Source organism: Labrenzia sp. THAF191a (assembly GCF_009363335.1).
Taxonomy (GTDB): Bacteria; Pseudomonadota; Alphaproteobacteria; order Rhizobiales; family Stappiaceae; genus Roseibium; species Roseibium algicola.
Genome location: NZ_CP045333.1, coordinates 5,456,239 through 5,475,087 on the forward strand (window position 1 = coordinate 5,456,239; position 18,849 = coordinate 5,475,087).

Consider the following 18,849-nt stretch of genomic DNA (forward strand, 5'->3'; position numbering starts at 1 on the left):
AGCGCGATTTGTCAGGCGGCGGCGGCAGCCCCGCCCTTGGACGATGTGGATCCGAGGCGCTTTTCAAGGCGCCGCGACCACACAGACAACGGAAAACAAAGAGAAAAATAGATCATCGCCATCAGCGGATAGATGACGAAGGGTTGGGTGCCCGGCACGGGCGCATTCGCCCAGCGCTTGCCGACCGTCATCAGGTCGTGAAAGCCGATGATATAGGCAAGCGACGTGCCCTTGATGATCTGCACCATGAAGCCGACCGTGGGCGCAATGGCCAGGCGAAACGCCTGTGGCAGAATGATCAGGAACATGATCTGGGCGAAGGTCATGCCCAGCGCCTTGCCGCCTTCATGCTGGCCTGCCGGTATGGCCGTCAGTGCCCCGCGCCAGACTTCGGCCAGATAGGCGCTTGTATAAAGCGTCAGGGCAATGCCGGCCGCTCGCCACGGGTCAATCTGGATTTCGAAAAGATGCGGAATACCCAGCCCGAGCAGAAACAGCAGCATCAGCAAGGGCACTGACTGGAACAGCCAGGTGTAGGCCGTGAAGACCTTCCGCAATATCTTGACCGGCGAGACCCGCGAAGCGGTTACGCATGCGCCGATCAAGCCCCCACCGATGAAAGCGATCAGAGACAGATAGATCGTGTATTGGGTGGCTTCCAGAAGCTGGAACAGGACGATGCCGAAAGGTTTGCCAAGGATGGCGACGAAGGCGTCTTTCATCGAACCACCTTCCATTTGAACAACCGGTCATGCAGCAGCGCCAGGAGGGTTTTGAACCCCAGCGACATCAACAGGTAGATCACCGTCAGGGTGAAGAAGATCTCGAACGAACGAAAATTCCGGCTGTCGATGAAAAGACCTGCCCATGTCAGGTCCGTCACGCCGATTTCCGAAATGATGCCGGTCGTCAGGAACAGGAAGATGAACTGGCTGTTGAGCGAAGGATACATGGCGGCAACGGCCTGCGGCAGGCATACCTTCACGAAGCTGAGCCAGCGCGGCAGACCGAGCGCATCGGCGGCTTCTGTTTGCCCTGCACCGAGGGACGCCAGGCCCGCGCGCAGGATCTCCGCAAAATAGGCGGAAAAATTGATGGAGAGTGCCAGCAGCGCATGGGCCCAGAAGGGCCATTGGTACCCAAGAAGCAGCGGTAAACCGAAGGCGACGAAAAACATCTGCACGATCAATGGCGTGTTGCGGATGAATTCGACATAGGCTGCCGCCAGTTGGGCAAGAACCGGCACCCTGTAGTGGCGGACTGCCGCCAGCAGCACGGCGAGGAGAAACCCTAGGATACCGCCGCCGATTGTCAGCGCAGCGCTGATCAATGCGCCCTTGGCGAGCAGCCACAAATATTCCGGATTCCGGTAGATCTCGAAAAATCTAAGATTGGACATTGATACCAACCAGAGAAACAAGGCCGTGCTTCATCAAAAACTTCCAATGGTTCAAACCAGAGTTGGAAGAGCAAGGCTTGTGCCAAAGGAAAGAATTGCAGGCGTTCGCCATGAACCTGCAGCGGAACTTCAAGGATGCGCGAACAACAGAGGCACTTGCCTCGATATTGGGCAAAATTACAAGGCAGTCCGACCTGACAAGCAGGTATGACCGGTGGTCACGCAGATACCGAGCTGCCTGGAACAACTGATCAAGCACCGGGTTCGTGGTGTGCATCGTGCAGCTATCACGACGTCAAGACCCTGGGGATGCCTGGACGTTCAATCTGAAACGCTTGCCCGATAGATACTGACCCTATGGATGCGACTGGCTCGCTGAACCGCTGCTATCGGGGCCGTTTTGCCATCGCCCTGAAGGCTTCAACGCATTGGTCGGCTGCAGCAAGCAAGGCTTCCTCACACACGCCATCACGGGCCAGAACCGACATTCCGGTTTGCATCGAGAAGAGCATCGTTGCCGCGGCTGCGGTATCGAAGTCACCGGGAAGTTCGCCATCCGCCTTTGCCTGCTCGATGCGTGCCTGCAGTTGGAGAAGATTGTTCTTCCGCATCTTGCTCAAGCCCGCCGGAACGGACTGGTCCTCAGTGCAACTGTGTTGTGCTCCCAGTACGACCATGCAGCCAGGTGGTTGACAGGTCATGCAATAGGCTTCTGCAGAGCGTGTCAGGAAGGTCCGGACAGCATCGAAAATCGAGGGCGTTTCGTCCAAACCGGTCCAGATACCGTTGTGATAGTTCTCGACGTAGTGAGCCAAGGCTTCGCGGAAAAGCTCCTGCTTGCTGCCGAAGGCAGCGTAAAGGCTGGGCGTGTTAATTCCCATGGCTGATGTCAGATCGCTCAGCGATGTTCCCTCGTAGGTCTTCGACCAGAAAACACGCATCGCCCGCTCAAGCGCCTCTTCCCGGTCAAATTTTCTCGGACGGCCTCTCGTTGCCATTCAAACCCTTTCTGTATCGATCGATAAATAAATCACTTGACCCTTGAACACAAGCAGTCCATCTAATTTTGTATCAATCACTACAAAATAGGAATCGACGATGACATTGATTGGAAAAACAGCCTTTGTAACAGGGGGAAGCCGGGGCATCGGCGCAGCAATCGCCCGCAAGCTCGCCGAGAATGGCGCTGATGTAGCGATCAGTTATGCGTCAAACGAGGACGCGGCCGCAGGTACCGTTGCCGCGATCGAAAAGACGGGCCGCAAGGCACTGGCCATTCGCGCCGACAACAGCAAGGCAAATGACCTGCAGGACGCGATCAACAAGGCTGCATCCACCTTCGGAAAGATCGATATCCTGGTGAACAACGCCGGCGTTTTTCTCGTTGGCCCGGTCGACCAACTGTCCCTGGAAGACTTCGACACATCCCTGGCGGTCAATCTTCGTGCTGTGTTCGTTGCATCAAAAGCCGCGGTCACGCACATGCCGGACGGAGGCAGGATTATCTCGATCGGCAGTAATCTTGCAGCTCAGGCGCCCATGGCCGGACTGGTGGCCTATAGCGCAACCAAGGCAGGCGTCACCGGATTGACCCATGCGCTTGCGCGTGACCTCGGCTCCCGGCGGATAACGGTAAACGCCGTGCATCCGGGTTCCACAGATACGGACATGAACCCTGCCGACGGTCCGTTTGCCGACGGGCAACGGGCCCTCATGGCACGGCAAGCCTATGCACAGCCTGAAGAAATTGCCAATGTTGTCGCTTTTCTCGCCTCGGACGCTGCACAGTCTGTTACAGGAGCTGACTGGTTGATCGACAATGGTGCCAACGCCTGATGACAAGAGGTTCTTCCAAAGCCACAGCCCTGACGATCGGGCTGTCGGCACTGGTGCTGGTGGCGACGGAGTTCGTCGTCATCGGCCTTGCGCCTGCAATGTCGGCGCAGCTGGACATGACACCCTCGCAATCCGGCTGGCTGGTGACGTGGTTTGCCATTGGCTCCGCCCTCGCCGCGCCGTTTCTTTCCGCGTATCTGTCTGATACATCGCCGGCGAAGGTGCTCGGCTGGATGATGCTGCCCAATTCCGCCAACCTGATATTGATCGTATTGCCGAATTTCGAGCTTGCCGCCGCTCTCCGGGTCGCTCAGGGAGCGGCATTGCCGGTCTACATCAGTTTCGCAAGCTCTCACCTCTCCCAGGTGTATGGCGCTGGCAAAGGCGTCGCGAAAGTTTATATCGGCGTTACGCTCGGTGTCGTCCTGGCGCCGTCTTGCGGAACATTCTTTGCAGAACGGTTTGGCTGGCAAACCCCTGTCGCAGGCCTTGGTTTGCTGTCAGTGGTCCTGCTGTTCGCCAATCTGAGGCTTCATTTGCCACCTTTCCAGGCAAAGACAGCCAGCGCGCTTTCCCTGCTTCGCCGTCCATCGTTTCTCTGTCAGCTTTTTCTGTCTGTCTGCGTTTTCTCGGCAATGTTCGCTGGCTATTCGTATCTCACCAGCCTGTTGGCCAACGCCGGACTTGAAGGAGACCAGATGTCCATCGCGCTGCTGGTTTTCGGTGCAGCCGGCCTCGCCGGGAACTGGGTCGGTGGAAGGACTGCCGACCATGCGTTGGCCGGCGCCATTGTTGTTCCATTGCTTGTTTCAGGCGGAGCCTTGGTCTTCGGCCTTCTGGCGACTGCTCCCGCCCTGCTTCTGACAGTTGTCCTGATTGCCTGGGGCATGGCCCACGCTGCCGGCTTCGTGCTGTCGCAGGTGCGCGTGATGACGGCAGGGCCTGATCACAAGAGTTTCGCGGCATCCATGAACATTGCAGCCGCCAATGTCGGCATTGCACTTGGTACCTTCGTGGGCGGATGGATGCTTGAAACGGGTGGCGTAGCCTCAATGAGCGCAACTGCAGCTCTGTTTGCAATACCGTGTGTCGCGACGGTGATGTTGCTCGCAGCACTGCCCAAACGGTTTCGCTCACCTGCCCAAGAGGCCGCAGACCGGATCTGAACCAAGCGCACCAACAGAACGTCACCGAAAACCTGTTGTCTGCCGAACAGTCATGTCCACTGAGCTTCAGTGGACATTGGCCCGAAAGCTTGAAAGAGGCAGCCGGCAGCGAGGTCTTTCCGCTCAAGGCCGGAATGTAGCCAGTTTGTAGGCTGCGAAGGAAAAGAAGACGCCCAGCGTTGCGCTTATCCAGCGCTGACTGCGCCGATAGAAGCGGATGACGGGTGCGGTTGAAAACGTCACTGCATAGGCGACGTGCCCGATGATGGAAATTGCCGTACTCAGGCCAATCAGCAGCAGACCGACCCACAGTGGCGTATCAGCTCCCAGGCCTATCCCGACAATCGCGATCCAATGCAGTGCGGCCTTCGGGTTGGTCATCTGAATAGCCAGCCCCTGCAGGAACAGATTGGGTCCCCTTGCACCGGTCAAATGCATTGCGTTGGCTGGCCTTGAAGCCGCACGGAATGCCTTGAATGCCAACCACAACAGGTAGGCCGCCCCGAAAATCTTCAGAACGGTAACGGCCTGGGCATAAGCGGCAATCAGGGCAGTCAGTCCGGCAACCGTGAAGGTTGCCCATAGACCGGAGCCTGCGCCTACACCCAACGCGAGCTGGGTGCCGGACTTGCGACCGCGTTCCATCGACGTCCCGATGATGGCGAGGATGTTTGGCCCAATGCTGATGAAACCAAGAGAGAAGATGCCGAGAGCCAGAAAAAGGCTCGCAAGATGCTCGTTCATTGCCCCTCCAAGGTGTGGATGGCATCACGTGCGCAGCAGCGCTTGGGCCCGATCAGAGCACGCTATGTTCCCTCAGTCCAGAAAGGTCCAGGTATCCGCGCCATCGAAGTGACGCAGCCCGATGGCCTCGATGGTTCCAGGAGGTGCAAGCCGGAGGTTAACTGCCAACCGATCGGGAAACTCAGCCGACAGGCTTTGCCAGTGGGTGGTGCAGCCGCAAGTGTTGCAGGTGTGGAAAGCCAGCCCCTTGTCGCCCCAGACGTAGCTGAGCGTTGCTCCGGGTGCCGCCTTGATCTCGATATCGCCAGCTTCGCCATGCCCCCAGATGGTGCCCAGCCGGCGGCAGATGGAGCAGTTGCATTCAACGGCGTGTCGAGGCGGTGTCTTCATTTCGTAAGACACCGCCCCGCAATGGCAGGAACCGGTGATGGGCAGCTCGACTTTCGGTGCTGTCCCCTCACCGCTCATGGTCTTATTCCAGACCGATCTTCTGCTTCAGCATGTCGCTTACGGCCTGCGGGTTGGCCTTGCCCTGGGACTGTTTCATCACCTGTCCGACGAACCAGCCGAGAAGACCCGGCTTGGCGATTGCCTGCTGAACCTTGTCCGGGTTTGCGGCAATGATTTCGTCGACGATGGCTTCAATCGCACCAAGGTCGGTCACCTGCTTCATGCCACGTTCTTCGACGATCTTCGCCGGGTCGCCACCTTCGGTCCACACGATCTCGAACAGGTCCTTGGCGATCTTGCCGGAGATGACGCCGTCCTTGATCAGATCGACGATACCGCCAAGCTGCGCCGCGGAAACCGGGCTGGTCGAAAGGTCCTTGCCTTCCTTGTTCAGGCGGCCAAAGAGCTCGTTGATCACCCAGTTGGCAGCCAGTTTGGCGTCGCGGCCCTTGGCGACTTCCTCGAAGAAATCGGCAGAAGCTTTTTCTGCAATCAGGATCTCGGCGTCATAGGCGGTGAGGCCATAGTCGCCCATGAAGCGGTTCTTCTTGTCGTCCGGCAGTTCCGGCAGGTGCTGTGCCAGTTCGTCGACGAACGCCTGCGTGAACTCCAGCGGCAGCAGGTCGGGATCCGGGAAATAGCGGTAGTCATGCGCTTCTTCCTTGGACCGCATGGACCGTGTTTCGCCCTTCACAGCATCGAACAGGCGGGTTTCCTGATCGACAGAGCCGCCGTCTTCCAGAAGTGCGACCTGGCGGCGGGCTTCATATTCGATAGCCTGACCGACAAAGCGGATCGAGTTGACGTTCTTGATCTCGCAGCGGGTGCCGAATTCACCACCCGGACGGCGGACGGACACGTTGACGTCGGCGCGCATGGAGCCCTGGTCCATGTTGCCGTCGCAGGTGCCGAGATAACGCAGGATCGTGCGCAGCTTGGTCAGATAGGCTTTTGCTTCGTCGGAAGACCGGAGATCCGGCTTGGAGACGATTTCCATCAGCGCCACGCCGGAGCGGTTCAAGTCAACGAATGACATGGTCGGATGCTGGTCGTGCAGAGACTTGCCGGCGTCCTGCTCAAGGTGCAGGCGCTCCACACCGATCTCGACCTGTTCGTCCGGCATGTCGAGAAGGATCTTGCCTTCTCCGACAATCGGCTGCTTGAACTGGGAGATCTGGTAGCCCTGCGGCAAATCCGGATAGAAATAGTTCTTGCGGTCAAACACGGACTTCAGATTGATCTCGGCCTTGAGACCGAGGCCGGTGCGGATCGCCTGACGCACGCATTCCTCGTTGATCACCGGCAGCATGCCCGGCATGGCCGCGTCCACGAGGCTGACGTTATCGTTGGGGTCCTTGCCGAATTCCGTTGAGGCGCCGGAAAAGAGCTTGGCTTCGGACGTGACCTGGGCATGGACTTCCATACCGATCACGATTTCCCAATCGCCCGTCGCGCCCTTGATGAATTTCTTCGGATCGGGTGTGCGTACGTCGACAATCGTCATAGTCGTCAAAAATCCTGTTCGTTTTGATTTCGCGTCTGGTCAACCAGCTGGAAAGACATGCTGCGGCGCGAATTTGTAGCCGTTTGATGACCTAGTCGGGAATTGTCCTGGCTGCAAGGTTTTCCTTGCCTGAAGCGTCAGCTTTCGCACAGCAGGACGCGCCTTTCCTGTCTGTCTGCCTGGCAATCGCGCATTGCGAAGCGTTGCAACAAGCATCCGTGCCGTCGCGGACGAGCGTAATGCCACCCCCGGCCTGATCATTTCCAGAGCCAGGAAGCACGACCAACACGCGTGCAACGGAAGGTCACAGTGGCAATTGCTTTGTCAGCGCGACAACACTCGGCCTTGCGCCATCATTCCTGCGGCGGGTGCTTGGCCTGGCCAGTCCGCATGATGAAGCCGATCAGCACGGCGACCGCCTGATAAAGCTCGATCGGAATTTCCTGGTCGACCTCAATCTGCGACAGGGCCTCAGCCATCATCGGGTTCTGTTCAATCGGCACGCCAGCTTCCCGCGCAAGACGTTCGATCTGTTCAGCCATGGACCCCGCGCCTTTGGCGGTGACAACGGGAGCGCCCTCGTTCTCATATTGCAGTGCGACCGCAAGCTTCTTCCCGGATTTGTCCTTTTCACTCATTGCCGGTTCCGTCTCACGATTGCCTGTCGATCAGGGCGCCGTATTTGGCCGCTGTTCTGGGGGGGAGCCCCCGGATCAGCCGCAGTTCCTGAAGATCCAGCCCCGCATCGGCAAAAGCGGCTTCCATGGTTTCGCGAACGGCGTTCAGACTGTCGAAGGTTTCCTTGCGATCCACCCACAAGCTGGCATAGGTACCGCCGCCGCGCAGACTGATGGCAGCTTCCAGCGGTCCTGTCGCGGTCAGATCGAGTGCAAACCGCAGCCGCCAGGCGGGTTCCCCCTCATCCTCGTCCTGGTTTCCGGCCCCATCGCGACCGACCTGCATTTGCATCACGGCCGTTTCATTGCCAAACGCGAGCGGCAGTTCAACCACAAGATCCATTGGACGGGACGCTGCGCGTGGTCCATCGTCCCTGGACAGTTTCGTATTGCTGAGCTGCGTCAGCCGCAGGCGCGCCAGGGCCGAATCCGTTTCCTTCAGAAGTGCCTGCAGATTTTGCGAAGCAGCTCCTGCCCAGAACCCGCTGCTGGTCTGTTGCGCCTGGCCTTGTGGTGCACCATGCCGGGATGGCGCTGGCGGCTGTCCTGCGGGGTGGGTGATTTCAGAGCGGGCACCCAACTGCTGAAGCAGTGCCTTGAACGACAAAAGGGCGGATTTCAAATCCGGCAGCGCGACTTGACCCTGCGGCTGCGCTCCGGAAGGCAGGGACAATTGTGCCTCGCGAAACTGTCCGGACAATCTTACTGCCTGTTGCAGATCCTGCGCGGTCGGTGCCTGGGCCGACGACAAGCGTAAACCGAGGATCTGCTGCATTGCCTTGACCACGGGATCCGGCAAAGAAACGTTCCCGCTGCTCTGCGCGGACATCAGGCTTCCGATCTGGGCGAACAGGCTCCCCAGGCCGGCCTGCTGCTCACTGAGCGGTTGTTTCAGCAATTCCGCAATCTTATCGGCAGGCTGCTGACCCACCGCTGGAGCCTGCGCAGTTGGATTCGGGGCTCCCGCAGTCGGCACGGATGCACCAACGGATGCAGGATAAGTCTGAGGGATCGCCGTTCTCGTCAGGACTACGGGCTGTCCTCCAACTGTCTGAAATGCGCCGTTTGACTGCCCTGTGGCTTGATTGGGCAAGCCTGTGCCAGGCAGGTTTGCAGCTGGAGGAGAAGCGGAATTGGCACCTGCCCCCGCGGCGGTTGATGCCAATTGCGAGCCCTGGACAGGCGTTGGTCCCGACGATCCTCCCGACTGGAGATTTGCCTGTACCGTGCTTGATACCGGCGCTCCGGTCCCTGCACCTGCCGGAACCTGACCGGGCGCCGTTCCGGGGACTGCACTTTGCACACCAGGGGCGTTTGTGGCAGGTGCAGGCGCGTTTCCTGAAGGAGCCCCGACTGGAGCTGCCGGGTTACCTTGTAAAGGCGGCGATGCTGGCGTAGCCATCGTGCCTGCTGAAAGCGTGGAAGATGGTGCCTGAACAGAAGCACCGGCAGGTGAAATTGCGGAAGTGTTCGCTAGGGGCTGGTTCACCGATGTTCCGGGTTGCGTGGGCATGCCTGTAACCGTTGAGGCAACTGCTGCCGGCTGCGAAACCGGTTGTCCACCGGTCAGGTTCGACAGGCTCGCCGCACCTTGTCCGGGAGCGGCCGTAACAGGTACGCCTCCCCCCGACGGCACTTGCCCGGCCGCAGACCCTGCCGGAGGTGCAGGCTGTCCCGGTTGAGAGATCCCGGAAGATGGTGTGCCCGCCGGTGGCGCGGTAGCGACTTGCGGCTGCACGGGCCCACCCGAAGGGCCATTTGGCGCAGGTGCGGAACCCTGGGACGGGACAGCAGGCTGCGTCGGCGCCGAATTCTGCGGAGAAGCCCCTGACGGAGGTGTCGCTCCTGCGATTGTTTGTCCAGATGCTCCCGTCGGCGGAAGAGGCTGAGCGGTCGCGACGTTTCCTGAAGCCGGAGGCTGCGCGCCGCCGGCCGCCGGTGGAGCGCTGGTTGGCGGAGACGCCCCCGGAAGAGGTGTTTGCGGCAAGGTCTGTGCGTTGCCGGCAGTCTGGACCGGAGCCGTATTGACAGAAAGAACCTGAACCAGATGCGCCAGAACCGGCGACGGCCGCGGATAGGCGGTTGCCCTTGAAGGTTGCGGCTGCAGGGGCGCTCCGGCTTCGGATTGCGCAGGAGCCTGGCCGGTCTGGCCCTTTGACGCCTGTACTTGGGATGCTTGAGCTTGAGCCTGGGAGGGTTGGGCTTGGGATGCCTGACCTTGAGAAGCTGTCGCCGGCGCCGAAGGTTGCTGCTGCGGCTGCTCCTTGCCCACAGTGATCAGGATCGCAGGCTGCTGTTTTGAGCCGCTGACGGTAACCGTAACCTCGCCGCCTTCAGGAAGCGGTGCGGGAACGCGCAGCTCCAGCTTTGCGTCGGCTGTTGCAAGGCGCACCACACCACCCGGCAGGTTTGCCTCAACCTTGGCCTTGAGTTCCGTTCCCGGCTCAAGCCCCTGAGCTACTGTGCCATTGCCGGTTGCCTGGGGCAGCGGCGAGGCGCTTACCGTTTCAACCATCACACCGTCTCCAGGTGTTGCGGCGCTCCGATTTGCAGGAGGCGGCCTGGCAGGGGTTCAGAATCATGAACCTGCAGTATGGCTGGTTTCGCAATGCTTGCCCAGAGTTGACCCTGATCAAGGTAACGCAGGTGTTTCTGCTGCATTGTGTCCTTCATAACCGGTGCCGGAAACCAGAGCGGCATCAAGAGACAGAAGGCCCTGGCAGACGATGTCTGTACATGTCCCGTCGGAAGGAGAAACGGCTTGAACTGGATGGATCGCCTCAACGAGCGCGCGGAACTGATGGGCAGGATGCTGGACACAATCGGCGCGATGAACCACGTCCCGACCGGTGCGCACACAGATGCAGCCTTAAGGTCTGCCGCCTATCGATGCATCAACTGCAGTGAGACCGAAGCCTGTCGTGCCTGGCTTGAAAGCCATCCCGATGGCGCGGATGAAGCCCTGCCGAACTGCCCCAACGCTCCCCTGTTCAACAGCTGGATCGACAGCTGAAAACGCGGCAGCACCGGCCTCAGGCGCGCTTCACGCGGCGGCTGAGCCAATAGGTCACGGCAGACGCAATCAAACCGCCGACAAAGCGGAATGGAAAGACAGCCAGCGCACCGGCGTCATGCGCAAAAGGCTGCGGCACAGGCAGCGCGCCAATCGCCACATCCAGAATGAGCGTCAGCGCTGCCGCCGCAAATCCCGCGATCCAGAGCTTTTGCAGCCGGTCGGCCTTCCACCCCAGATATCCGCCGATCAGCAGCGCAAACGGGTTGAGCAGGCCTGCAAGGCCGAAGAGGTCGTACCAGGTTTCTGAAAGCGTCATCATGGCTTCCTCATAGCCTTGTGCGGGACAAAATGCGAGCCGGTTTCCAAGTTTAAGGACATTCGTCCGGCGGCAAATTGCTGCAGTCTCGTCTCAGCAGTTGGCCGTAAAGCCATGTAATTGAATGAAACAGTCTCATTTTCCTGGCATGACGCCGGGACATGACCCTCAGCTCACCTAAATTTAGACGGTTTTGTACAGCAAAACTCTGTGCTACTTTTGTGAATGCAAGTATTTGACATGCATTGCCTCTGGCAGCTCCCATTCCTTAAAATAAGTTTTAAAGGCCATGACTTTACTCTCATCTATTGAAACAGACGACCCAACAGTCGACACGCTCTTCAAGACCGACCGACGCCTTGCCATATTGTGCAATCACTGTGGCCGGTTCCGTTACATGAACTTTTCACGGTTCACCGGAGACCAGAAAGTCTCGTCCTTGAGCGAAACACTTACTTGCGCTTCCTGCGGCTCGCGGGATGTCGAGGCCATTGCGGTTTCCCGCAACCCGGACAACGGCTACTGGCCGGCTGAACACAGCTGAAGCGTTTTCGCCCGGCCGAACCAGGAAATCGAAATCCTGCGTTTCCAGATCGCAGCAGATTTGCAACAGCCTCTGCAAATCACCCAGCCTCACCGCTGCATTGAGCCTCGACGCGTTGTCGCGTTCGGCAGCGTGTGCTAAGGGCCTTCTCACCAACTGAGAGGTTTTATGCGCGGATTGCAACAGTCCCGGTAGACCCCGGCTGACGTCAGTCGGGGCCAGTCACATCAGCACTGCAGGCGATTAGCTGCGGTGGCTGAAGCTCTGTGCATACTTTCAGGCAAATTCAAATCAATGGACATTTCCAAAGCCGAGCAGCGGGTCCTCCACCTGCTGGCTCAAGGCGGCTATATCCTTCTGGAAAAGGATGAGGATGGCCGTGTCATCAAACATGAAACCGTCACCCGTGAAGGCTGGTTCTGGGGTGGCTGCTCACCACAGCTTTTCCATAAGCTGAAATACAAACGGCTGATCGCCTCCAGGAACAGCGGCCCTTATCGGATCACGCCGCTGGGTCTGAAACGCGTGAGGGCTCAACTGGACAACAGATGAGATCAGGAGCCGGGACAGCCTATTGGCGTCCCGGCAACTTTCCCAACGGCGCCCGGGGGTCAGTCCCTGGCGAATTCCGGACGATCGCCAAGAAGAAAGCGGGGCCCACGTCCCTTGCTGGCAGCGGCGTCTCCTGCGTTGTAGAGCTGGCAAGTCTTCATCGACAGGCATCCGCAGCCGATGCAGCCATCGAGCTTGTTGCGCAAGGCGGTCATCCGCTCGATTTTCCGATCGAGGTGAGATCTGAAATCTCTGCTGATCCTGGTCCAGTCCGCCTTGGTCGGTGCCCGCCCCTCCGGCAACCTTTGGAGCTGCGCCGCGATCTCCGCAATCGAGAACCCGAATTCCTGTGCGACCAGCACAAAGGACAGGCGCCTGATGTCGGCCCTTAAAAATCGCCGCTGGCCGCCAGCGTTCCGGCTTGGGTGCACCAGTCCCTTTTCTTCGTAAAACCGGATCGCCGAAACGGACAGTCCCGTCCGCTCGGAAAGATCCCCGATGGTTAGAAGATCGGTGCCTTTCATAACCTTCGTCAAAATATCGCCTCGCCTCTCTTGACCTCAACTATGGTTGAGGAATTATGTCTGGTGTCCACAAAAGGTCAAACCCTGAAAGGACACCGAGATGAGCAGTGCATTCCTGGAACATGTGAACGTCACGGTCAGTGACCCGGAAGCGACCGCCAAACGTCTGGAAAGCTGGTTCGGCTGGAAGGTTCGCTGGAAAGGTGCAAGCCTTGGCGGCGGCACGACGTATCACATCGGCAACGAAACCAGCTACGTGGCGGCCTATTCACCGCCAGGTGCAACCAGCAAGGTTGCCGGAGACAGCTACAGCCACCACGGTGGGCTCAACCACATCGCGGTCGTCGTCGACGACATCGACGCAACCGAAGCAGTGATCAAGGCCGATGGCTATCACACGCACAATCACGGCGACTACGAGCCGGGCCGCAGGTTCTATTTCGATGATGACGATGGCATCGAGTTTGAAGTGGTAAGCTACAAGAAGTGAATGAGACGAACCCCGGCAGGACGGTTGCCCACCGTCCTGCCGGGATGTTTACGTTCTAGTGCCCCGTCAGCACCAGCGTCTGGATCGGGAACAGCAGCGCCTGAAGCCGAATGATCATCGCATGGACGAGACCGACCGTGTCGACCACGTGCAGGAAGATGAACTCACCGGTTCCAATCGGTTCGCCCGACGACAGGCGATCATGATTGCTGGTGTAGGCGTTGACCGTACAAATTGCGCCCGGCGGCAAGTCAGCCAGACCGTCTTCGTAAAGCGGTTCCAGCAAGGTGGTGATCGTTGCCGGTTTCACACTTTGAGCGGCATCGAAAAGCTGACCTGAGGTTGTTATCTGCCCGGAGGCGATCTGCGACTGCACTTCTGTCACGACCAGCGGAATAATGGTGAAAGGTACGGCCCCGCAGAATGCTTCCGCCACCATTCCTTCCTTGAGAACCTGGGCCTCGATCTGGCCGAAGCCCGCAACGATTCGCTCTCGCTGTGCATCCGTGGGAATTAGCACGCCTGCAGGCCGCATCATCGGATTGACGATATCACCTGGACGCAGGATGAACTGGCTCATGGTGCCGTCCACGCCGGCGTAGACAGTCATCTTCTCCAGCTCCACTTGCGCCTCGTGCAATCTGGCCTCCGCGCTTTTCAGGCGCGCGGGCAGATATACCGTGATCTTGGTCTGGATGAGTTCCTGATTGGACTGCGCCGCGCGCAGTGCGCCGGTTCGCGCATCCACCGCGTTCTGCAGCTTTTCGATGTCCCGTTCACTCACGACATTGGCATTGCGGGTGAAAAGCTCCTGCCTCGTGTCTAGCTCGTCCTGCGCCTGCTTCAGTGCTGCCTGCGCCTGCTCGGTCTGGGCATTGGCAACAGCCAGTTCGCTCTGGGCCAGCGCAAGCTCTCCCTGGATTTCGACCAATTGCTGTTGCGCGGTCACGACATCCGCTTCCTGGCGCGTGCTGTCGAGCTTGAAAATCGGGTCACCTGCCTTGATGTCCACCTCAAGCTCACGCGGCACGAAGGTTTCGACGACCCTGCCGGAACTTTCCGGCAGTATCGGAATTGTCCGGAATGTCGAAACCGCCGTAGTTGCCGTTGGATGAAAATAGAAAATCAGCGTGATCAGGGACACGGTCAGCATCAGGCACAGCACGATGCCGTAGCGCAGCTCGAACCAGACCGAATAGAGCGTTATTTCCCGGCCGATGCGCTTGCCCTGCACATATCTGCGGATCAGATAGTCGGGCAATATGGTGAGAAGGGAACAGAACAGGAGCTCAAACATGTTTGTTCTCCTGTTCGGCTGTCGATGCAGTGGAAAGACCGGTTGGCGTTGACGGTGGTTCGTGAGGCGCTCCCTCCGACGCACTCGTGCCGGTCTCCAGCTCCTGCTCTTCCTGCTCAAGATCATGCTCGACCAAGGTTTCGGACGAAACACCACCCGTTCCGGCCAGACGACTCAGGGAATGGGCCATCGATTCCAGCGGTGTCCAGAAATCGGGAAGCTGAATGAAGGCGAGCAGAAGCGCTGCAACCCAGAAGATGTTGTTGTGTGTGAAAAGAGCCAGAAGGCCGAGGACCGCAACAAGCTCGAACTGCATGCGCCCATGTTTGTGAGCAAGCCGTTCGGGGATCGAATGCAGGTGCAGATAGAACACCCCGACAAGGATCCCGCCGAAAATCAGCACGACCAGCATCACGGTAAAAAGCCAATCACCACCGTCCGCAGCCGGTATGAAAGGCGGCAGATGATGCGGAGCAAGCTCGTGCATATTTTCCGCCATCGGAATTCCCCCTTACGCCCTCGCTCCGCCCGATATGGCGGAAGCAGTAGCGTAACCTTAAAAGGGATTTCCGGTCATGCGTATGAAAAAGTGTGACTTTGGAGGACTTTGACACAACCTATCCGGCCGCAACCCTTCAGCCACCAACCGGATAGATCTGTTCTTCTTGCCGCTCTGGCAGCCCCCCCGCAAATAGCGGTGTTAGCGGGGTGCCATGCGGATCGCGCCGTCGAGACGAATGGTTTCGCCGTTCAGCATGTCGTTTTCGCAGATGGATTTGACCAGCTTCGCATATTCGGTCGCCTTGCCGAGGCGCGAAGGGAACGGAACTTGTTGGCCAAGCGAATCCTGGACCTCCTGTGACAGACCCAACAGCATGGGCGTCTCGAAGATGCCCGGTGCGATCGTCATGACACGAATGCCGGACTTGGAAAGGTCACGGGCGACAGGCAACGTCATTCCTGCAACCCCTGCCTTGGAGGCTGCATAGGCCACCTGACCGATCTGGCCATCGAAGGCAGCAACCGAAGCCGTGGAAACAATCACACCACGTCCACCGTCGGCCGTGACAGGCTCCAGTGCGGCCATGCCCGTTGCTGCAATCGACAGGCACCGGAAAGACCCGATCAGGTTGACGGAAATCACCTTCTCGAACATGTCCATCGGGTGAGGTTCGCCGCGAGACGTCGTCTTCGCCACCGGTGCAATACCCGCGCAATTGACCAGAATCCGCTCCTGGCCGTGAGCTGCGCGCGCCTTTTCGAAACCGGCCTCGACGCTCGCCTGGTCAGTCACATCGACATCGGCAAAGACACCGCCAATTTCTGCGGCGACGTCTTCTCCCTGACCGGCATTGCGATCGAACAGCGTCACCTTGACGCCTTCGGCCGCAAGCATGCGCGCGGTGGCGGCTCCGAGCCCGGATGCACCGCCTGTCACGATGGCTGAAAGTGTTGAGTCCAGTTTCACAGAAACCTCCAAACGGATGCAATTCATTGAAATCAATGAATTTAATCTACTCAATTGACGATTAGGTCAATTTTGAAGGCAAATTGGCCCAGATTGACAGTTCGGTCAAGTGTTTCAGTATTGACCAAAAAGGCAGTTCGGCGGGCCTTCAACGGCCTATCTGGCCAGAACCACCAGGTCGACAGGACGCTTGATACCTTGGACTGCCGCATCCGACCTTGCTTCGATCAAGGGCAGGTCGTGCCCCTGTGCAACGGCCAGATCAAATGTCGCCTTGTCTGTTAGCGCCTTCGTTCCCTGGCTCTTGTTGGCGTCTTCCAGCTTGGCAGCGCAGTTGACGGCATCACCAATCACCGTGAATTCCAGGCGCTCCCTGGAACCGATCACACCGACCGTGACCGGCCCGGCGGCAGCCGCTGTTCCAATGCGCAATTGTCCCGGCCAGCCGGCGTCCCGAAAACGCTGCTGTTCCCGCTCCACGGTTTCCACCAGACGTCTTGCAGCCCGAAGCGCATCGGCGGCGTAGGTCGTGGAGGGATAGACAGCACCGAAGGTTGCCAGGATGCCGTCACCCAGAAACTTGTCTACCCGTCCTCCTTCCTCAACGATCACATCAACAGCCAGGTTCTGGTACTCGGCCAGGACCGCCAGCACAGTTTCCGGAGGCAAAGTGGCGGAGGTGGGCGTAAAGGAACGGATGTCGGCATAAAGAATGGCGGCATCGCGCAAGCTTCCTTCGCCGGCCTGCAACTCCGTGTCCGCTCCGGTGATAGAGGCCGCAACTTCCGGCGAGAAGAAGCGGCTCAGGTCCATTGCAGCCGCGTGGTCTTTCGAAGCCTCGAACAGCATCGACCGTCCCCTGTAGAGGGCAACGGACAGGATTATCGTCACGGCCAGGATGACCATGGTCTTGTCCAGTTCTGCGCCAATCAGGATGGTGTTGCCCGTCAGGTAGTCGACATAATTACGGGTCACGCGCATGTGGTCCATGTCTGCGAACACCGCATAAAACACCAGTCCGAGCCAGCCAGTGACCGCCACAAGGCCTGTGGTCAATACGAAACGAGGATCGAACCGCAAAGCCCTTAGCCCGATGAAGAGGAAGACATACATCAAGGTTGGGGTCTTCAGATAGAACGTCGGATGCTGGCCGTATTGAATGTGAAACGAAAAGATCAGCCCGACCAGGAGCGCCATGTCGACACCGATCGACACAAATAGATACCAGCGCGGCAATTCAAACTTGTACGACAGCACAAGCCGAAGGACGGTGAACAGAAAGTAGGCAGCAAGGGCAATCGGCACGAAGTTGAAACCGGCCGATCCCTCAGCCCTTGGTGCAATGGCGTAAAGCAGAGAGAAAAACAGAACGAGCCCAAGCTGGACCCAGCCTATCAGGCGCTCGGAGGACGCTTCTCGGGCACGGATTTCGGCCCTGACCCGTTCCGGAATGCCGGTATCCGGAGGTCCGCCTTGCAGGATGTAACGCAGTGTCTGGGATATGGTGGTCATCTCGCCGCCGATAAGACGTTGCTCGTGCGCGGATTTTCCACCGGCGCCGCGAATTGCGCAAGCGACCCCGCGGTAAAGTGAGTGGACGTGAGCAGGCCCTTACCGGTTGCCTTGCAAACGCAATTGCTCAACACTGCGCACAAGTTCGGCTTGACGTCGCGACCCGGTCTTGGAGAGCGCAGCCTTGATCTGGTTGCGCACGGTATAAATGCTGATCTCACGGTCCTGGGCTATTTCCGCCGGTGTCCGGCCGTCTGCGAGCTTCAGGACCGTTGCCGCTTCTGCCGGGCTGAGACCAAGCTTCTTCTGCATTTGAGCCAGGAACGTATCGCTGCCGGCTTCGGGCCTGACCGCCAGAAGGACTGCAGAGACCGCCTTGTTCATGAAAACACCGAAGGGCGTCTTGTCCAGATCCCCCAGTTGCAAACCTATTGAGCGACAGGTCCAGTTCCTGCCTCTGCCATCCCTTGCCTGCCAGTTCCGAAACACATCGAAACCACCCATGGATTGAAGCTGCACGAAACCAGCGAACCTGCCTTGATCCTCTTCGGACCGGAAATGCAGACGCCTGTCGAAACCACAACCGACAAGAGAGCCTGAGGCCAGGAGCTTTTGCGCCTCCGCGCAGGCATAGTGGATCCGCATTGCGGTATCGATCACTAAAATCGCCGTTCCAGATCCCATGAGATGCTGTTCAGCAGCCCATTTCTCGAAGGTCAGTCCGGAGATGGTCCGATTGATTTCCAGTGACTGACGGATGACCGGGGCGAGTTGCGCGCACAGGCGAAGCCAGTCGTCTTCGTATTTGTCGCGATCTTTCGAGCGCATGTTGCCACCGAGCAGAAACATGCGATCGCCATCCAGCGCCAACATCGACCCACCGCCACCGGTAATATCTTCAAGCGGCAACAAAAGGTCGGCGTAGAACTGGGTCTTTTTCAGCGTTTCAGGTCGGCACAGCTGATGGGTTGATACGACGTCTCCCACCTTGCAGGTGGCAAAGTTGGCAGCAAACGGGTTCTTGTCCGCGTAGTGCTCGTCGTAGAGTTCCAGAATGTACGGGTCGTATCCGGACGAGAAGGTGAGCGGTGTAGCCTTGGTCAGGTCGTCGTAGCCGATCAGCTGCGTGCATACGCGCGTACCAAGGCTGCAGCTCAGCGTGTCGAGAAAAACCTGCCACCGCCCAGGATCCAGTGCCGCCGATACAGCGAGGTTCGACAGCCTAATCAATTCTTCTGCTGCGACAGCCAACCCTTCCCCCCGGGAGTTCTTGCGGCATCACGCCAGTAAACGAAATCGGGCAGACCAGATTGACGCTTCAGCTGCCGATAAGCGCGCTCCGCCTCGCGAAGCT

21 protein-coding genes are annotated in these 18,849 nt (G+C 58.7%); 6 read left to right on the top strand and 15 right to left on the bottom strand.

Annotated features, from left to right (window positions below):
• Positions 1 to 11 precede the first annotated feature (11 nt).
• From FIV05_RS25075 to FIV05_RS25085, 3 genes are all read right to left on the bottom strand, one after another.
• Positions 12 to 722 (bottom strand): amino acid ABC transporter permease, encoded by a 711-nt coding sequence (locus FIV05_RS25075; RefSeq protein WP_173013938.1) that lies wholly within the window; start codon positions 720 to 722, stop codon positions 12 to 14.
• Complete coding sequence (locus FIV05_RS25080; protein ID WP_062489369.1) at positions 719 to 1,399, bottom strand: amino acid ABC transporter permease; 681 nt, start codon at positions 1,397 to 1,399, stop codon at positions 719 to 721. The genes FIV05_RS25075 and FIV05_RS25080 overlap by 4 nt, the downstream gene beginning before the upstream one ends.
• Positions 1,400 to 1,785: 386 nt before the next feature.
• Complete coding sequence (locus FIV05_RS25085) at positions 1,786 to 2,397, bottom strand: TetR/AcrR family transcriptional regulator (protein ID WP_152511388.1); 612 nt, start codon at positions 2,395 to 2,397, stop codon at positions 1,786 to 1,788.
• A gap of 100 nt (positions 2,398 to 2,497) precedes the next feature.
• On the opposite strand from FIV05_RS25085, the gene FIV05_RS25090 reads away from it, so the two are divergent.
• Both FIV05_RS25090 and FIV05_RS25095 read left to right on the top strand, forming a co-directional pair.
• Positions 2,498 to 3,235: an SDR family oxidoreductase gene (locus FIV05_RS25090; protein ID WP_152511389.1), complete on the top strand. Its 738-nt coding sequence runs from the start codon at positions 2,498 to 2,500 to the stop codon at positions 3,233 to 3,235.
• Positions 3,235 to 4,401: an MFS transporter gene (locus FIV05_RS25095; RefSeq protein ID WP_152511390.1), complete on the top strand. Its 1,167-nt coding sequence runs from the start codon at positions 3,235 to 3,237 to the stop codon at positions 4,399 to 4,401. The genes FIV05_RS25090 and FIV05_RS25095 overlap by 1 nt, the downstream gene beginning before the upstream one ends.
• 123 nt (positions 4,402 to 4,524) lie before the next feature.
• Here FIV05_RS25095 and FIV05_RS25100 read toward each other — a convergent pair whose 3' ends face one another.
• The 5 genes from FIV05_RS25100 to FIV05_RS31690 form a co-directional block, all read right to left on the bottom strand.
• Positions 4,525 to 5,145 carry a LysE family translocator gene (locus tag FIV05_RS25100; protein WP_152511391.1) on the bottom strand — a complete coding sequence of 207 codons (621 nt, stop codon included), beginning with the start codon at positions 5,143 to 5,145 and terminating at the stop codon, positions 4,525 to 4,527.
• A gap of 72 nt (positions 5,146 to 5,217) precedes the next feature.
• Positions 5,218 to 5,613, bottom strand: coding sequence for a GFA family protein (locus tag FIV05_RS25105; protein WP_152511392.1), 396 nt, complete (start codon positions 5,611 to 5,613; stop codon positions 5,218 to 5,220).
• 4 nt (positions 5,614 to 5,617) lie between these two features.
• The gene (gatB, locus tag FIV05_RS25110; protein ID WP_022997767.1) at positions 5,618 to 7,099 is read right to left on the bottom strand and encodes an Asp-tRNA(Asn)/Glu-tRNA(Gln) amidotransferase subunit GatB; all 1,482 of its coding nucleotides are present in this window, start codon (positions 7,097 to 7,099) and stop codon (positions 5,618 to 5,620) included.
• Positions 7,100 to 7,452: 353 nt separating this feature from the next.
• Positions 7,453 to 7,737 carry an EscU/YscU/HrcU family type III secretion system export apparatus switch protein gene (locus FIV05_RS25115; protein ID WP_022997768.1) on the bottom strand — a complete coding sequence of 95 codons (285 nt, stop codon included), beginning with the start codon at positions 7,735 to 7,737 and terminating at the stop codon, positions 7,453 to 7,455.
• Positions 7,738 to 7,750: 13 nt separating this feature from the next.
• Positions 7,751 to 8,674, bottom strand: a complete 924-nt coding sequence (locus FIV05_RS31690; protein ID WP_173013939.1) for a flagellar hook-length control protein FliK — start codon at positions 8,672 to 8,674, stop codon at positions 7,751 to 7,753.
• Positions 8,675 to 8,909: 235 nt separating this feature from the next.
• Here FIV05_RS31690 and FIV05_RS31695 point away from each other — a divergent pair, with 235 nt between their 5' ends.
• Together FIV05_RS31695 and FIV05_RS25125 are read left to right on the top strand one after the other, a co-directional pair.
• The gene (locus FIV05_RS31695; RefSeq protein WP_173013940.1) at positions 8,910 to 9,047 is read left to right on the top strand and encodes a hypothetical protein; all 138 of its coding nucleotides are present in this window, start codon (positions 8,910 to 8,912) and stop codon (positions 9,045 to 9,047) included.
• A gap of 1,499 nt (positions 9,048 to 10,546) precedes the next feature.
• Positions 10,547 to 10,789 (top strand): DUF6455 family protein, encoded by a 243-nt coding sequence (locus tag FIV05_RS25125; RefSeq protein WP_152512071.1) that lies wholly within the window; start codon positions 10,547 to 10,549, stop codon positions 10,787 to 10,789.
• A 19-nt stretch (positions 10,790 to 10,808) separates the two neighbouring features.
• Here the strand turns inward: FIV05_RS25125 and FIV05_RS25130 are convergent, their stop codons facing one another.
• Positions 10,809 to 11,111, bottom strand: coding sequence for a hypothetical protein (locus FIV05_RS25130; RefSeq protein WP_022997774.1), 303 nt, complete (start codon positions 11,109 to 11,111; stop codon positions 10,809 to 10,811).
• 835 nt (positions 11,112 to 11,946) lie between these two features.
• Here FIV05_RS25130 and FIV05_RS25135 point away from each other — a divergent pair.
• Positions 11,947 to 12,204, top strand: a complete 258-nt coding sequence (locus FIV05_RS25135; RefSeq protein WP_022997776.1) for a YjhX family toxin — start codon at positions 11,947 to 11,949, stop codon at positions 12,202 to 12,204.
• 59 nt (positions 12,205 to 12,263) lie between these two features.
• Here the strand turns inward: FIV05_RS25135 and soxR are convergent, their stop codons facing one another.
• Positions 12,264 to 12,728, bottom strand: a complete 465-nt coding sequence (gene soxR, locus FIV05_RS25140) for a redox-sensitive transcriptional activator SoxR (protein WP_152512072.1) — start codon at positions 12,726 to 12,728, stop codon at positions 12,264 to 12,266.
• A 100-nt stretch (positions 12,729 to 12,828) separates the two neighbouring features.
• On the opposite strand from soxR, the gene FIV05_RS25145 reads away from it, so the two are divergent.
• Positions 12,829 to 13,218 carry a VOC family protein gene (locus FIV05_RS25145; RefSeq protein ID WP_152511394.1) on the top strand — a complete coding sequence of 130 codons (390 nt, stop codon included), beginning with the start codon at positions 12,829 to 12,831 and terminating at the stop codon, positions 13,216 to 13,218.
• 55 nt (positions 13,219 to 13,273) lie between these two features.
• Here FIV05_RS25145 and FIV05_RS25150 read toward each other — a convergent pair whose 3' ends face one another.
• From FIV05_RS25150 to FIV05_RS25170, 5 genes are all read right to left on the bottom strand, one after another.
• Complete coding sequence (locus FIV05_RS25150) at positions 13,274 to 14,515, bottom strand: HlyD family secretion protein (protein WP_075282026.1); 1,242 nt, start codon at positions 14,513 to 14,515, stop codon at positions 13,274 to 13,276.
• Entirely contained in the window at positions 14,508 to 15,014 is a 507-nt protein-coding gene (locus FIV05_RS25155; protein ID WP_152511395.1) for a hypothetical protein, read from the bottom strand. Before FIV05_RS25155 ends, FIV05_RS25150 begins: the two co-directional genes overlap by 8 nt.
• Positions 15,015 to 15,215: 201 nt before the next feature.
• Positions 15,216 to 15,983, bottom strand: coding sequence for an SDR family NAD(P)-dependent oxidoreductase (locus FIV05_RS25160; RefSeq protein WP_152511396.1), 768 nt, complete (start codon positions 15,981 to 15,983; stop codon positions 15,216 to 15,218).
• Between the two features lie 156 nt (positions 15,984 to 16,139).
• Positions 16,140 to 17,495: an adenylate/guanylate cyclase domain-containing protein gene (locus FIV05_RS25165; protein ID WP_152511397.1), complete on the bottom strand. Its 1,356-nt coding sequence runs from the start codon at positions 17,493 to 17,495 to the stop codon at positions 16,140 to 16,142.
• Positions 17,496 to 17,594: 99 nt separating this feature from the next.
• Complete coding sequence (locus tag FIV05_RS25170) at positions 17,595 to 18,746, bottom strand: helix-turn-helix transcriptional regulator (RefSeq protein WP_152511398.1); 1,152 nt, start codon at positions 18,744 to 18,746, stop codon at positions 17,595 to 17,597.
• Between the last annotated feature and the right edge of the window lie 103 nt (positions 18,747 to 18,849).